At 64.3% G+C, this 15,128-nt stretch carries 10 protein-coding genes; 6 read left to right on the plus strand and 4 right to left on the minus strand.

The genetic code is table 11. The features are described 5' to 3' along the window. The first annotated feature begins 64 nt into the window (after window positions 1-64). Genes DK366_RS09735 through DK366_RS09750 form a run of 4 tightly spaced genes read left to right on the plus strand, consistent with a single transcriptional unit; the run spans window position 65 to window position 7,678 of the window. Window positions 65-1,636: an alpha-amylase family glycosyl hydrolase gene (locus tag DK366_RS09735; RefSeq protein WP_109125358.1), complete on the plus strand. Its 1,572-nt coding sequence runs from the start codon at window positions 65-67 to the stop codon at window positions 1,634-1,636. After that, window positions 1,636-3,993, plus strand: coding sequence for a TIM-barrel domain-containing protein (locus tag DK366_RS09740; RefSeq protein ID WP_109125359.1), 2,358 nt, complete (start codon window positions 1,636-1,638; stop codon window positions 3,991-3,993). The genes DK366_RS09735 and DK366_RS09740 overlap by 1 nt, the downstream gene beginning before the upstream one ends. Next, window positions 3,990-6,194: a Six-hairpin glycosidase-like protein gene (locus DK366_RS09745; RefSeq protein WP_109125360.1), complete on the plus strand. Its 2,205-nt coding sequence runs from the start codon at window positions 3,990-3,992 to the stop codon at window positions 6,192-6,194. Before DK366_RS09740 ends, DK366_RS09745 begins: the two co-directional genes overlap by 4 nt. Next, a complete protein-coding gene (locus DK366_RS09750; RefSeq protein WP_109125361.1) occupies window positions 6,191-7,678 on the plus strand; it encodes an MFS transporter in 1,488 nt (495 codons plus the stop codon). The genes DK366_RS09745 and DK366_RS09750 overlap by 4 nt, the downstream gene beginning before the upstream one ends. A gap of 149 nt (window positions 7,679-7,827) precedes the next feature. Here DK366_RS09750 and DK366_RS09755 read toward each other — a convergent pair whose 3' ends face one another. Together DK366_RS09755 and polA are read right to left on the minus strand one after the other, a co-directional pair. Continuing rightward, window positions 7,828-8,853, minus strand: a complete 1,026-nt coding sequence (locus DK366_RS09755; RefSeq protein ID WP_109125428.1) for a LacI family DNA-binding transcriptional regulator — start codon at window positions 8,851-8,853, stop codon at window positions 7,828-7,830. A 458-nt stretch (window positions 8,854-9,311) separates the two neighbouring features. Further along, a complete protein-coding gene (polA, locus tag DK366_RS09760) occupies window positions 9,312-12,092 on the minus strand; it encodes a DNA polymerase I (protein WP_109125429.1) in 2,781 nt (926 codons plus the stop codon). Window positions 12,093-12,262: 170 nt separating this feature from the next. Here polA and DK366_RS09765 point away from each other — a divergent pair, with 170 nt between their 5' ends. Together DK366_RS09765 and DK366_RS09770 are read left to right on the plus strand one after the other, a co-directional pair. After that, window positions 12,263-12,799, plus strand: a complete 537-nt coding sequence (locus tag DK366_RS09765; RefSeq protein ID WP_109125430.1) for a DUF2782 domain-containing protein — start codon at window positions 12,263-12,265, stop codon at window positions 12,797-12,799. Window positions 12,800-12,829: 30 nt separating this feature from the next. Continuing rightward, entirely contained in the window at window positions 12,830-13,261 is a 432-nt protein-coding gene (locus tag DK366_RS09770) for an EamA family transporter (protein WP_109125362.1), read from the plus strand. On the opposite strand, the gene DK366_RS09775 is transcribed toward DK366_RS09770, so the two are convergent. Continuing rightward, the gene (locus DK366_RS09775; RefSeq protein ID WP_109125363.1) at window positions 13,245-13,985 is read right to left on the minus strand and encodes a glutathione S-transferase; all 741 of its coding nucleotides are present in this window, start codon (window positions 13,983-13,985) and stop codon (window positions 13,245-13,247) included. The genes DK366_RS09770 and DK366_RS09775 overlap by 17 nt on opposite strands. 245 nt (window positions 13,986-14,230) lie before the next feature. Continuing rightward, window positions 14,231-15,112 carry a LysR family transcriptional regulator gene (locus DK366_RS09780; RefSeq protein WP_109125364.1) on the minus strand — a complete coding sequence of 294 codons (882 nt, stop codon included), beginning with the start codon at window positions 15,110-15,112 and terminating at the stop codon, window positions 14,231-14,233. Window positions 15,113-15,128 lie beyond the last annotated feature (16 nt).

Consider the following 15,128-nt stretch of genomic DNA (forward strand, 5'->3'; position numbering starts at 1 on the left):
CGATGTCCGCATCATTCGGTGTACCGTCTCCACCTGGGTCTTGCGCCCCTGCATGGAGAACGGCATGTCGCGGAACCGTCTGTTCAAACCCCTCACTCTTCTTGTCGCCCTGGCCCTGGGCACCAGCACGATCGCTGACGCGCGCGCAGACGCCGCAGCGGCTGCTCCCGTTGCACCGCAGTCCTCGGGCGTCTACTACGAAATCTTCGTGCGCGCCTGGTACGACACCAACGGCGACGGCATCGGCGATCTCAACGGCGTCATCGCCAAGCTCGATTATCTGAAGCAGCTGGGCATCAGCGGCATCTGGCTGATGCCGATCAACAGCTCGCCGAGCTACCACGGCTACGACATTACCGATTACTACGGCATCAATCCGCAGTACGGCACCACGGCGGATCTCGAAAAGCTTGTTGCCGAAGCGCACAAGCGAGGCATCGCCGTGACCATGGACATGGTGATCAACCACACCGCCAAGGAACACCCGTGGTTTGAGGCCGCGCAGAACCCCAGCGACGCGCATCGCGACTGGTACACCTGGACGTCCAGACAGCCGAACCTCAAGACGCTGAGCGCCACCGACACACCCGTGTGGCATGCCGGCAACGAGGGTTGGTACATCGGCGTGTTCGGGGGGCACATGCCCGATCTCAATTACGATAATCCCGCCGTGCGCGAGGAGATGATCAAGGTGGGGCAGTACTGGCTGGACAAGGGCGTGGATGGTTTCCGCCTGGATGCGGCCAAGCACATCTACGTCGACTTCCAGACCGACGTGCACAACCCCAAGGCGCTGGCGAAGAACGTGGCGTGGTGGGCGCAATACCACGATGCGCTGGCCAAGACGCATCCCAACGTCACGCTGGTGGGCGAGGTGAGCGCGACCTCGCCGACGGAGCTTGCGCCGTATCTCAAGCCGCTGGGTTCGATCTTCGATTTCCCGCTGGCCGAACAGATGATCCTCAGCGCGAAGAGCGAGAACGCCACGCCGCTGGCGAAGCTGCTCAAGGCCACGGTCGATGCGTACAAGGTGGCGGGCGATACGCCGCACATCGATTCCACGTTCCTGTCCAATCACGATCAGGAACGCGTGATGAGCCGCTTGAACGGCAATCTCGATCACATGCGCGTGGCGGCGGCCATGCTGCTGACGCTGCCCGGTCGCCCGTACATCTACTACGGCGAAGAACTGGGCATGGAAGGCAAGAAGCCCGATGAAAACCTGCGCGAGCCGATGCGCTGGACACGCGAGGCCGGCCCGGGCGAATCGCGCTGGAAGCCGTCCAGCGTGAACCAGGGTCAGGCGGTTTCGGTGCAGGCCGAACAGGACGATCCGAATTCGCTGTACAACACCTATCGCACGCTGATCGGCTGGCGCGCGCAGAACGGCGCGCTGCGCGACGGGGACCTCACGGTGCTCGCTACTGGCAGGCCTGGCCTGCTCGCCTATTGGCGCAACGACGGTAAACAGAGGGTTCTGGTGGTGCACAACCTTTCCGGCAAGGACGCAGTGTGGAAACCTAAGGGGGATCTCCTTCCCAAGGACGCCGCCGTGCTGATGACCACCAAGACGCAAGCCACGCTGGATAAGGGCAGCCTCAAGCTTCCCGCCTACGGCACCGTGGTGATCCGCTGATGCGTGCAAGGCTGCTTGCGATGGCCATTCTTGGCGCCATGGCGACCACGCCAACCGCCAACTTTGCGGCGCCCGTCAGCCCGGCGCACAGCGATGCCGGCGCCGATCGCATGGAACTGGTATTGCCCAAGGGCAAGCTGGAACTGCGGCTGCTGGAGACGGGTGTCATCCAGCTCCGCACGGAAGGCACCCACGAACCCGCCACGCCGGTCATCGACGATCAGGCCCATTTCGGTCCGGTCGACGTGAGCCGCTACACGCAGGGCGCGGATCAGGTGATGCGTTCCAGCGGACTCATCGTCCGCTGGAATCCTGCAACGCATTCGCTGCGCGTGGATGATCCCTCCGAGCATCAGCTGATGGAGGTCGATCTTTCCCAGGCGCTTGATGGTCGCTGGACCGTTCGCCACGCCAAGGACGATCCGCAGTACGGCGTCGGCGGCCTGAATGCATTCGATGCGAAGACCGGCAACCTGTTGCGCCAGGGCAAGCAGGTCGCCACGGCCGGCAACCAGGGTCATACCGGTGCGCCGTTCGTGTGGAGTACCGCGGGCTACGGCGTGCTGGCCGATGCCGAACCCGCGCGTTTCGATCTTTCCGCTACGGATATTCGCGTCCAGGCAACGCCGAATGCGGTGCGCACGCTATACCTGTTCGTGGGATCGCCGGCCGATGTGTTTGGCCAGCTGCACGACATCAGCGGTGCCTCGCCGATGTTCCCCAAATGGGCCATGGGCTTCACCAACAGCCAGTGGGGCATCGACCAGAAGGAAGCGCTGACGCTGGTGGATACCTACCGTGCCAAGCACATCCCCATCGACAACTTCACCTTCGACTTCGACTGGAAGGCGTGGGGCGAGGACATGGGCGAGTTCCGCTGGAACACCGACAAATTCCCGGACGGTCCGGACGGCAAGCTGAAGCAGCAGATGGACCAGCGCGGCATGCACATGACCGGCATCATGAAGCCGCGCGTGCACGTGAACACCGTGGAAGGCCGCGAAGCCACCGAGCGCGGCTACTGGCTGGCCCAGTCGAAAGAGGCGCCGGACTATTTCTCGCACAAGCCCGTGCGTGACGTGGACTTCGACAAGCCCGAAGTGCGCGCGTGGTTCTTCAACGATGCATTGAAGCATTCGTACGAAACAGGCATCGTGGGCTGGTGGAACGACGAAGCCGATGACAGCGGCGTCGACACGCAATTCCTAAACATGCAGCGCGCCCTGTACGACGGCCAGCGCGGCATCAGCGACCAGCGCGTGTGGTCGATCAACCGCAATTTCTACCTGGGTTCGCAGCGCTACGCCTACGGCGTGTGGTCGGGCGACATCCAGAGCGGCTTCGCCAGCATGGCGGCGCAGCGCCAGCGTATGCTTGCCGCGTTCGACGTGGGTGCCATGCACTGGGGCATGGACGGCGGCGGCTTCAAGGCGCCCATGCCGGTGCCGGAAAACTACGCGCGATGGATCCAGTTCGGCGCTTTCACGCCGGTGTTCCGCGTGCACGCGGACTTTGGCCAGAAGCGTCAGCCGTGGGTCTACGGGCCCATTGCCGAGAAGGCCGCGACCGATGCGATTCGCCTGCGCTACTCGCTGATTCCGTACATCTACAGCTACGAGAACTTCGCGCACAGGTACGGTGTGGGCCTAGTGCGTCCGCTGCAGTTCGTTTATCCGAACGATCCGGCGCAGCGCGACCGTATCGATGCGTGGATGTTCGGCGACTACCTGCTGGTGTCGCCCATCGTGGACCAGGGCCAGACGGTGAAGCATCTTCAGCTGCCGAAGGGGCGCTGGATCAATTGGTTCGATGGCAAGGTTTACGACGGCGATCGCGAGATCACCCTCAACGTCGATGCGGCCAACTGGAGCGACATTCCCCTGTTCGTCCGCGAGGGCGCCATCATTCCGCAGCAGGCGGTGATGGATTTCGTCAGTCAGCATCCGGTGACGACGCTGGACGTCCAGGTGTTTCCGTCCGCTTCGCTGACCACGTTCAATGTCTACGATGACGACGGCGAAACCTACGCTTACGAGAAGGGCGCCTTTTTCCAGCAGATGCTTTCCACAAGGCGCGATGGAAATGGCGTGACGCTGGGCCTCGGCGCCGCGGTGCAGGGCTTCAAGCCGGCGTTGCACGACTACGTGTTCGCCATCCACGGCGACGCCGGCAAGGCCGTGACGGAGCTGCATGGCAAGCCGCTGCAGGATCTGGGCACCATCGACGCCTTGCGCGCTTCCCCGTCGGAAGGATGGGCGCGCGGGCATGATCGTTTTGGAGAGGTGACGTACGTGAAGCTGCTGCTATCGGGTCCGGCCAGGGAATTCCACATCGATACTGCGACGGTGACGCCATGAGTGCGCGCAAGCGGTTGGCGTTCGCCTGCGCCTTGCTGCTGGCGGGCGGTGCGCAAGCCAGCGCAATTGGTGCGCACGACGACATCCAATGGAACGGCCGCTCGGCCAGCATGAGTGCGCAAGGCGACGGCGGTTTCGTGCTGCATTCACCGTCAGGTGATCGCGCCATCGCTGCGCAGCCGCTAACCGTGCATACCGCGAGCCCGCTGTTCGATGGCCTGTTCGCCATGGCGCAGGACGACCTGGGCCACGATGCCGTGTCCGCCATCAAGGACGGCGCTTACGACCACGGGCAGGAGATTCCCTGCGTCTGCTACGCCACGGGCGAGAAATGGCCTTACGTGTGGACACGCGACGTGTCGTACTCCATCGACCTGGCGCTGGCGCGCGTCGATGCCGACCGCGCGCGCAACACGCTGCGTTTCAAGCTGTCCGGCGTGCGCGAACCCTCCGTGCCGCAGGGCCTGTATGTGATGCAGGACACCGGTTCGGGCGGCAGCTGGCCGATCAGTACCGACCGCGTGGTGTGGTTCCTCGCTGCGCGCCACCTGCTGGACGACAAGGCCTTCGCCGACGACACGTGGAAGGCGGTGAAGGACACGCTGGCCCAGGATCGCCTGTACGTGTTCGACAGTCACCTTGGACTTTATCGTGGCGAGACCTCGTTCCTCGACTGGCGCGAGCAGACCTATCCCGCGTGGACGGAAAAGGACGTGCGCTACATCGGCGAAACGTTCGCGCTGTCCACCAATGTGCTGCACTATCAGGCGCTGACGTTGGCCGCGGAACTGGCTGACAAGAAGCACGATGCCTCCGCCAAGGATTTCCACGTGCAGGCTGAGGCCTTGAAGCAGGCGATCAACGCGCATTTCTGGCGCGCCGATCGCGGCATGTACATGAGTTATGTCGGTCCGCATGCGATGCCCATCGACAGCTATGACTTGCTGGGCATCGCGCTTGCCGTGACGACAGGCGTGGCGGATACGGCGAAGGCGAAGCAGTCGCTGGCGAGTTATCCCACGTGGGACGCCGGCAGTCCGGTGATCTGGCCTGAGCGCAAGGATCAGCCGATCTACCACAACCGCGCGATCTGGCCGTTTGTCAGCGCCTATTCGCTGCGCGCCGCGCGCGTGGTGAACGATGCGCCGCGCATCGCGCACGAGATGGATTCCATCCTGCGTGGTGCCGCGCTGGCGTCCTCCAACATGGAAAACTACGAGCTGGTCTCGCAGGCGGTGCATGTCGACGAAGGCAAGCTCAGCGGGCCTGTGGTGAATTCACCGCGCCAGTTGTGGTCGGTCGCGGGTTATCTCGACATGGTCATCAGCGGCGTGTTCGGTGTGACCGACGACGGCAGTATCGATCCGAAGCTGCCTGCCACCTGGGTGAAACCGCTGTTTGGCGATACGCAGCAGATCACGCTGGATTTGAAGGGCCAGCACGTCACCCTCGTGCGCCCGGCGAACATCGATGGCGATCTGCTCGTGGCGCAGTCCCAGCGTCGCGACGGCGAAACCACCGTTGTCCAGTTGAAGGCCATCCACTCCGGCGCCAAGGCGCTGCGCATGGATGTACCGCAGTTCGGTCCGGAGATGCCGGATGCGCCCACGGTTGTCGACGCCCCCAAGGGTTGGCAGGTGAGTGCTGCGGCGAAGGGCGTGCTGTATCTGGACGGCCATCGCATCGGCCCGATCGAAGGCAGCCTGGTGGTGCCGAAAGGCCATACGCGCCAGTGCTTCCAGCTCACGCGTGTGGATGGTGCCCTGGAGTCCCTGCCGAGCCTGCCCACGTGCAAGGGCGAGGAAGCCCGGATCAGCGGTGGTGGCCCGTGGGAGTGGAAGTCGACGAAGGCCGGCAGTTACGACGTTTCGTTTGACTACGTGAATAACCACGGCCCGATCAACACCGGCGTCACTGCCGCGGTGAAGCTGCTCGATGTGTCCTGCGATGGTGCAGCGCCACAGCGCGTGCCCGTGGTGATGCCGCATAGTCTGGGCACGCAGCGCTCCACCACGGTCGCATTCACGGCACCGGCGGGGGCGACGTGTCGCTTCCGCATGGACCAGGGGTTCAACATGAGTGACCTGAGCCACAACGCGCATTACACGGGCGAGCAGGGCGGCGCGAGCGGCCCGGTGAACGATGCCGGTGTCCAGGCCATGCTGGTGTCGCCGTCGCCGCGCGGAACGTCCGCACCATGACGCGCAAGCCCGAACTGTCGTTCTGGCAGATCTGGAACATGTGCTTTGGATTCCTGGGCATCCAGTTCGGCTTTGCGCTGCAGAACGCCAACGTCAGCCGCATCTTCCAGACGCTGGGCGCCGACGTGGGTGATATCCCGGCGTTGTGGATCGCAGCTCCGTTCTCCGGCCTGCTGGTGCAGCCGATCATCGGCTACCTGTCCGATCGCACGTGGACACGGCTGGGGCGCCGTCGCCCGTACTTCCTGGTCGGCGCGGTGCTCACCACGCTGGCCTTGCTGTGCATGCCCAATTCGCCGGTGTTGTGGGTGGCAGCGGGCCTGCTGTGGATCATGGACGCGTCCATCAATATTTCGATGGAGCCGTTCCGCGCGTTCGTCGGCGATCAGTTGCCGCCGCGTCAGCGTCCGCAGGGCTACGCCAGGCAGAGCTTCTTCATCGGCGTGGGCTCGGTGGTGGCGTCGTTGTTGCCCTGGTTGCTCGCCAAGCTGGGCGTGAGCAACGTGGCTGGCGAGGGTGCCATTCCCGATACGGTGAAATACGCGTTCTACCTCGGCGGCGTGGTGTTGCTGGTTTCGGTGCTATGGACCGTGCTGAGCACGCGCGAATACCCGCCGGCTGAACTGGAAGCCTTCACCGACAATCCCGTGGAAGTCAGCGAAACGGATGCGTCGGGCGCCTGGCGTTTCGGCGTGGTGCTGATCGTGGCGGGCGCTGCGCTGCTGGTGGCCATCGGCCACTACGCACTGGAAAAGGAGCTGTACCTGCTTGCCGGTGGCCTGGTGCTGTTTGGCGCGTTGTTCTCGTGGTTATCGCTGACCCGCACGCGCGGCATGTTGCGTCAGGTGATGGGCGCTCTCTACGGCATGCCCGAATCCATGCGCCGGCTGGCGGGGGTGCAGTTCTTCTCATGGTTTGCGTTGTTCGCGCTGTGGATCTACACCACGGCGTCCGTGACGTCGGTGCACTACGGCACCACCGACACGCATTCGGCCGCCTATAACGATGGCGCGAATTGGGTGGGCGTGCTGTTCGCCGCCTACAACGCCTTTGCCGCGATTGCCGCGGCGACCATTCCTTGGATGGTCCGTCGGTGGGGCTTGCGCGCCAGCCATCTGGTCAATTGCTGCCTGGGTGGCGCGGGTTTGCTGTCGTTCCTGGTCATTCGCGATCCGCAATGGCTGCTGCTGTCGATGGTGGGCGTGGGTTTTGCGTGGGCATCGATCTTGTCGCTGCCGTACGCGCTGCTGTCGGACAACCTGCCGGCGACGAAGATGGGCGTCTACATGGGCATCTTCAATTTCTTCATCGTCATCCCGCAGCTGTTGGCGGCCAGCGTGCTCGGCTTGCTGTTGCGCCTGTTCTTCCACGGCCAGCCGATCTGGGCGCTGGCGATGGGCGGCGCGAGCCTGGTGATCGCGGGGCTGTGCACGCTGCGCGTGGCGGAGCCGTCCGCGGGGCTGATGGCAGCAGAAGCACGGTGATGACCCGCCGCTTTTGTGGGAGCGCACCCTGTGCGCGACCGCGGAGCGGAGGGTCGCCTCTTCGTTGGGTTGTCGCGCACAGGGTGCGCTCCCACAAAAAAGCGACTCGGCAGCGCACAAGTGCGCTCCTACAGGAATGACGGCCCGTTTCAGCGGCGGACGCTGGATTTCCGCACGATCAGTTTCGCCGGCATCATCGCGCTTTCCGCCGGTTCGCCGCGAATCAGCGCAAGCAGGTTGTCCACCAGGATCTCGCCCGCCAGCTTGGTGTCCTGCAGGACGGTGGTCAGCGGCGGGTTCATGAAGCTGGCCATGGGAATGTCGTCGAAGCCGGCAAGGGCAACATCGTCGGGAACGCGTAGCCCGTGGTCGGCGAGGGCGCGCATGGCGCCGATGGCGATGAGATCACTGGCGGCGAACACGGCATCGAACATCACGCCGCGCGCCAGCAGCGTTTCCAGCGCGTCGTAACCCGACTGCTCGGTGCTTTCGGCGTTCACCTGCAGCAACGGTTCCGCATCGAGGCTGGCATCGGCCAGGGCACGCGAATAGCCGCGGTAGCGGTCGAAGAATTCCGGGTAATGACTGGACGCGTCGCCGAGGAAGGCGATGCGCTGGCAGCCCTGCGCCAGCAGGTGCGCCGTCACCTCACGACCGCCGCTGACGTTGTCGCAGCCCACCGAGACATCGGGCTGGTCGGGCAGCACGGCGCCCCAGCGCACGCAGCGCGTGCCCTGGTCCACCAGCTTCTGCAACTTGTCGCGCGTGGCCAGGTAATCGCCGTAGCCGAGCAGGATGATGCCGTCGGCCTTCTTGCTGTCCGCGTAGTCGGCGTGCCAGTCGCGCGAGAACTGCTGGAAGGAAATCAGCAGGTCGTAGCCGCGCTGGGCGCTGGCGCGCGTGATCGATCCCAGCATGGAAAGGAAGAACGGATTGATGTGCGACTCGTCGGCCGTCGGATCCTCGAACAGCAGCAATGCCAGCGGGCCCGTGTGCTTGGCGCGCAGTCCGGAGGCGTTCTTGTCGACCTTGTAGTTCAGCTCGTCAACCGCAGCCTGGATGCGCCGCCGTGTCTCCTCGTTGACCAGCTTGCTGCCGCGCAAGGCGCGCGACACCGTCGACTGGGAGACCCCGGCCAGGTGAGCGATGTCGAACGAAGTGACTTTTCCCTTGATCTGCACGCAGCGATGACCCGCGCCGGTTGGTAGGCGCAAATCCTAGCGGCTTGAGTGCTCGCTGTCCTTTCCTGACGAAACCCGCATGCCGGGCATAAAAAAGCCCCGAGGATTAGGGGGGAATCCTCGGGGCCGGGGTGGCAGCGAAGCCCAGGGGAGAGGTTCGCTGACCAGGTGGGTTCGTCCAGGGAGGTGGCGAACCCCTGGATGCCGTTGCGTGCACCCGAGGATTAAGAACGCGCCAGCACGGAAAAGTTGCACCGCCGCATTTGATTTTGGTCAGGGGACGTTCATTTGACAAAAAATCAAACGTTTAGCCGTGACTGCGCCGCAATGTGGGAGCCCCCCCTGAGCGACGCGGATCCAGGACGGCTTCCGTCAGGATGACCCGTCGTCGCGCACTGGGTGCGCGCCCCCACAGTCATTCCCTTACGAGTGGGCCCTGAGGGATCTCAGCCTCAGTGCGCCTCGCCCCAGTTCTTGCCCACGCCGGCTTCGACCAGCAGCGGCACGGAAAGCGTCGCCGCGCCGGACATGCGTTCGACCACGCCGGCACGCACGTCGTCCACCACGTCCTTGCGCACCTCGAACACCAGTTCGTCGTGCACCTGCATGAGCATGTGCGCGTCGTCCTGGCGTTCCAGCAGCCAGGCGTGCACGGCGATCATGGCGCGCTTGATGATGTCGGCCGCCGTGCCCTGCATGGGGGCGTTCACGGCCGCGCGCTCCGCGCCCGCCCGCAGCGCCTGGGTTCGCGATTGCAGGTTTTCCAGGTACAGGCGTCGGCCGAACAGCGTTTCCACGTAACCATCGCGGTGCGCCTGCTGGCGCGTGGCTTCCATGAAGGCGTGCACGCCGGGATACCGGGCGAAGTAGCGGGCCATGTAGTCGCTGGCTTCGCCGCGATCCACGCCCAGCTGTCGGGCAAGGCCGAACGCGCTCATGCCGTACATCAGGCCAAAGTTGATCGCCTTCGCCGCGCGGCGCTGGTTGGCGCTCACCTCTTCAGGCTTGAGGCCGAACACTTCCGCCGCCGTGGCGCGATGCACGTCGCCGCCTTCCTGGAACGCCTTTACCAGGCCCTCGTCGCCGGACAGGTGCGCCATGATGCGCAGCTCGATCTGCGAGTAGTCCGCCGCAAGTACCACCCAGCCTTCCGGTGCCACGAACGCCTCGCGGATGCGCCGGCCTTCCTCGGTGCGGATGGGGATGTTCTGCAGGTTCGGATCGGACGACGACACGCGCCCCGTGGCCACCGAGCCCTGGTGATAGCTGGTGTGCACGCGGCCGGTGCGCGGATTCACCATCTCCGCGAGTTTGTCCGTGTAGGTGGAGCGCAGCTTGGCCAGGCCGCGGTAGTCGAGGATGAGTCGCGGCAGGGCGTGATCATCCGCGATGGCTTCCAGTGCCTCTTCGTTGGTCGAAGGCTGGCCCGTCGGCGTCTTCACCTTGATCGGCAGGCCCAGTTCGTCGAACAGCACGGCCTGCAACTGCTTGGGCGAATCGAGGTTGAACTCGTGGCCTGCGCCTTTCCAGGCTTGCTGCTGCAATTCCAGCATGCGCTTGCCCAGCTGCTGGCTCTGCATGCGCAGCTCGCTGACGTCGATGAGCACGCCGCGCTGTTCCATGGATGCCAGCACGGGAATCAGCGGAATTTCGATGTTCTCGTAGACGGAGCGCAGCGATGCTTCGCTTTCCAGCTTTGGCCAAAGCGCGTGATGCAGGCGCAACGTGATGTCGGCATCTTCCGCGGCGTAACGGCACGCGGTATCCAGGTCCACGTGCGAGAACGGAATCTGTTTCGCGCCTTTGCCGGCTACCTGTTCGTACTTGATGGTGTCGACGTCGAGGTATTTCTTCGCCAGCGAATCCATGTCGTGACGCGTGGCCGTGGCGTTCCACACGTATGACTCGAGCATGGAATCGTGCTTCAGTCCCTGCAGGTGGATGCCGTAGTTCGACAGGATGTTGATGTCGTACTTGGCGTGCTGGCCCATCTTCGGACGGCTGGCGTCTTCGAAGAACGGCTTGAGCGTGGCCAGCACCTGGTCACGGTTGAGCTGTGCGGGAGCGCCGGGATAATCGTGTGCGAGCGGCACGTAGCAGGCATAGCCGGGTTCCACCGACAGGCTCAGGCCCACGATATCCGCCTGCATCGAGTCGATGGAGGTGGTCTCGGTATCGAACGAAACGAGTGGCGCGGTGGCGATCTTCGCCAGCCAGCCGTCGAACTGTTCCTGCGTGGTGACCAGTTCATAGTGGCCGGCCATGGACAGGTCCCGACCTGCGTGCGCCTCACCCTGTGGGAGCGCACCCTGTGCGCGACTGGGCGTGGACTCACCGCCCGGCATCTGCGCGTCGCGCACAAGGTGCGCTCCCACAGCAGCGGCGCCGGTTTCGGCATCGAGATCTTTCAGCGCCGCCTTGAACTCATAGCGCACGTACAACTCGCGCAGCTGTTCGATATGGCGTTCGCGCATCTTCAGATGATCGACGGGCTCATCCAGCGGCACGTCGAGCTTGATGGTCACCAGGTCGCGTGACAGCGGCAGCTGGGGCAGCGCGGCGCGCAGGCTCTCGCCGATCTTGCCGCCTACCTTGTCCGCGTTCGCCATCAGGTTGTCGAGCGAACCGTATTCGGCCAGCCATTTGGCGGCGGTCTTCGGGCCGCACTTGGGCACGCCGGGCACGTTGTCGACCGTGTCGCCAGTGAGCGAGAGGAAGTCGACGATCTGCGACGGCTCGACGCCAAATTTTTCCATCACGCCCGCGCTGTCGGTCGTGGTGTTGGTCATGGTGTTGACCAGGGTCACGCCGGGTCGCACCAGCTGGGCGAGGTCCTTGTCGCCGGTGGAAATCTCCACCTCGATGCCTTGCGCGTGCGCCTGCTCGGTAAGCGTGCCGATCACGTCGTCCGCTTCCACCCCGCTAACGCGCAGGATCGGGAAACCCAGCGCGCCGACGATGGCGAGCATGGGGTCCACCTGTGCACGCAAGTCGTCCGGCATCGGCGGCCGGTTGGCCTTGTACTGGTCGTAGAGCTGGTTGCGGAAGGTGGGGCCCGGCGCATCGCTCACGAACGCCACGTAATCAGGCTTCGCCTTGATGGTGGCGCGCAGCATGTTCACCACGCCGAACAGGGCGCCGGTGGGTTCGCCGTGCGAATTGGTAAGCGGAGGAAGCGCGTGGAAAGCGCGGTAGAGGTAGGAGGAACCGTCAATCAGGATGAGCTTGGCCATGCCCGCCATTGTCGCATGGGGTCGTGAAAGGTTTGGGTTCGCCGCGGGAGAAAAGGGCGGCCACCGGCAAGGCTCGCGCGGTGCCTTGCGACACCGTTTTCGCCCGGCTTCATTCACGAGGTGCATGGCGGCCCGCTGCTATGCTCAACGCCCCACAGGAGGCCATCATCATGAAACCCGTTGCCCTGCTTGCCGTTCTTGGTGTGGCCATGGCGTCGAGTGCGTTTGCGCAGACGTCAGCCAGTCAGTTTCCGCCGGCCCCGCCGCCGCCGGGCATGAACGATCCGGGCGTCAAGGCCACCCCGGTGCCGGCACCCGCGCCAGCGCCGAAAGCGACCACCAAATCCTCCGGTGCGTCCTCGTCGAAATCCGGCCAGGTGTCTGCCGATACCGAAGCGACGCTGAGCCAGCCGGCCACCTCCACGCCGGCCACGTCCGACGCCCAGCCACGCGATGCGAACGGCAACACGCCGCCGCAGGTGAAGGTGGTGACGCAGGGCGACCAGACCATCCAGGAATACAGCCGCAGCGGCCAGGTCTACATGGTGGTGGTGACGCCGAAGGGCGGCATCCCGCAGACCTACATGGTCGACCAGAAGGGCGCCTGGTCCAATCAGGCGGGCGAACCGGTGAAGCCGGTGATGTACAAGGTCATGTCGTGGGGCAACAGCAAGTCGGCCCAGGACCAGGACAACGGCGGCCAGTAAGTCCGTGCCCTCATCACGAACGAGGCAGCCATGAATTTTCGCGAAAGCTGGCTGCTCTTCGCGCTGGGCTCGGCGTTTTTTGCAGCGCTGACGGCGCTGTTCGGCAAGCTGGGCGTGGCGGGCATCAATTCCAATCTCGCCACGTTCATTCGCACCATCGTGATCCTGCTGGTGACGGCCGGCATCCTCAGCCTTCGCCATGAATGGGCGCGTCCCTCGGGCTTGCCCGCGAGCAGTTGGGTCTTTCTTGTCCTGTCAGGCGTCGCCACGGGCTTGTCGTGGCTTTGCTATTACCGCGCGCTGCAACTGGGCCCGGTGAGCAAGGTGGCTCCCATCGACAAGCTCAGCGTGGCTATCGCCATCGCGCTTGGCGTACTGCTGCTGGGCGAACAGGTGAGCTGGTCGCTGGCGATTGGTGGCGGGCTGATCGTGGCCGGCGCCATCGTCATCGCGATTTTCTGAGCATCCGCGTCGCCTGGCTTTCGTCCAGTTCCGGGTAGTGGCGGAAGATGCCGTCTTCGTTGAATGGGATGCGCCGCCCGGAGGCGAGATAAGCGGCGATGTTGGGGCGTTCTGCCACGCGGTCGCGCAACGCGCGCAAGTGCGGGGTTCGGCGCTGCACCTTCTTCAGGGTTTTGGGAAAGGCGTAATCAAGCCCGGACATCAGCTGGAACAGCGACAGGTCCACGTACGAATGTCGCCGTCCCACGGCATGCCTGCCGTCGCCATGCTCAAGCACGTGCTCAAAGTAATCGAGGAATTTCGGGATGCGTTGCTCGCAAAAAGCCTTTGAGCGCTTACGCGCCTCGGGGCGTTGATCCTCGAAATACAGGTCATTCGAAATCGGATGATGCGTGTCGTGCACCTCCGCGACGATGTCGGTGATGGTCAGCTGCAGCTGCATGGCATACAGGCGACCGGCCTCCGATGCCGGTGCCAGCCCGTGGCGAGGTCCGAGAAACGCGAGGATGTTCGCCACTTGTGCCACCACCAGTCGCCCCGCGCGCAGGAATGGCGGTGCGAACGGTCGCGCGCCGGAACGTTCGCCACGCAGGAAGGGCATCATCACCTGGTCGCCTTCGACGCGCGCGACGTCGATGTAAGTGGCGCCCGCGTCTTCCAGTGCAAGGCGCACGAATTCGCCGCGGCCCTGGATGCCGGTCCAGTAATAGAGCTCGTAGCGCATAAGAGAAGCCTTTGGCGAGAATGAAGCCGAGGCTAGGTGTCGGGTGTTCTACAAGGTGTGAGTGCGGCATGCGGGTGGCCGTCACCACTGTGTTGCCTCTTGCCTGTGGGAGCGCACCCTGTGCGCGACTGGGTTTGCGTCAGTGTCACCGATATGGCGAAGAACCTTGGTGTTCCATGAGCCGTTGCGGCCAAGTCGCGCACAGGGTGCGCTCCCACACACAACACTTCGTTGGCGGCTTGTGGCTACATGCCGCGGGTCAGCTCACGCAGTTGATCCCACACCAGCGTGGCCAGTGGCGATAGCGAGCGCTGTTTGCGCTTGATCAACACCACGTCGCGACTTTCCTGCGGCGTCAGCGGACGCGTCACGAGCGTGGGTGGCGGTGGCGACAACGCGGGACTCACGCTGATGCCCAGCCCTGCCTCCACCATGCGGAACGTGGTGAATGTGTGCCCCGTCTGTTGCACGATATTCGCCTCGATGGTTCGACTGGCGAGCGCGTGATCGATCAGGCGCCGGCTGCCTGAGGAATAGTCGAGCAGGATCAGTGGCTCGCCCTGCAGCTTGCGCCACGGCACACGGTCAAGCCGCGCCAGCGGATGGTCGGGGCGACACACCAGCACGAAGGGGTCGCGCAACAGCAGCTCGCTGTCGAATTCGCCCGTGAGTGGCGGATCGATGGCCACGCCGAAATCCACCTCGCCGCCACGCACGCTGTCCAGCACCATCGTCTGCGCCTGATCATGCAGCTGGATGGTGAGTTCCGGATAACGCGCGGCGCAGTTGGCGATGCATTGAGGCATCAAACCGGCGGACAGCGTGGGCACCGCGGCCACGTGCACCTTGCCGCGCTTGCGCTCGCTTTCGGAGTGCACGTGCGACAGCACGCCTTCCAGCTCATCGAGCACGCGGCCGATGGCGCTTTCCAGGTAGCGACCGGCGTCCGTGGGCACGACTTCCCGCGTGGTGCGATCGAACAGGCGAATGCCAAGCTCGGCTTCGAGGTCGGCGATGTAGCGACTCACCGCGGGCTGACTCAGGTGCAGGCTTTCCGCCGCCCGGCGGAAATGCTGCTGGCGGGCTACGGCAAGGAAGGCGCGAAGCTGGCGCAGGCTGATATTCATGTCAATACTGTATCAG

The organism is Dyella sp. C11 (genome assembly GCF_003121485.1).
GTDB lineage: Bacteria > Pseudomonadota > Gammaproteobacteria > Xanthomonadales > Rhodanobacteraceae > Dyella.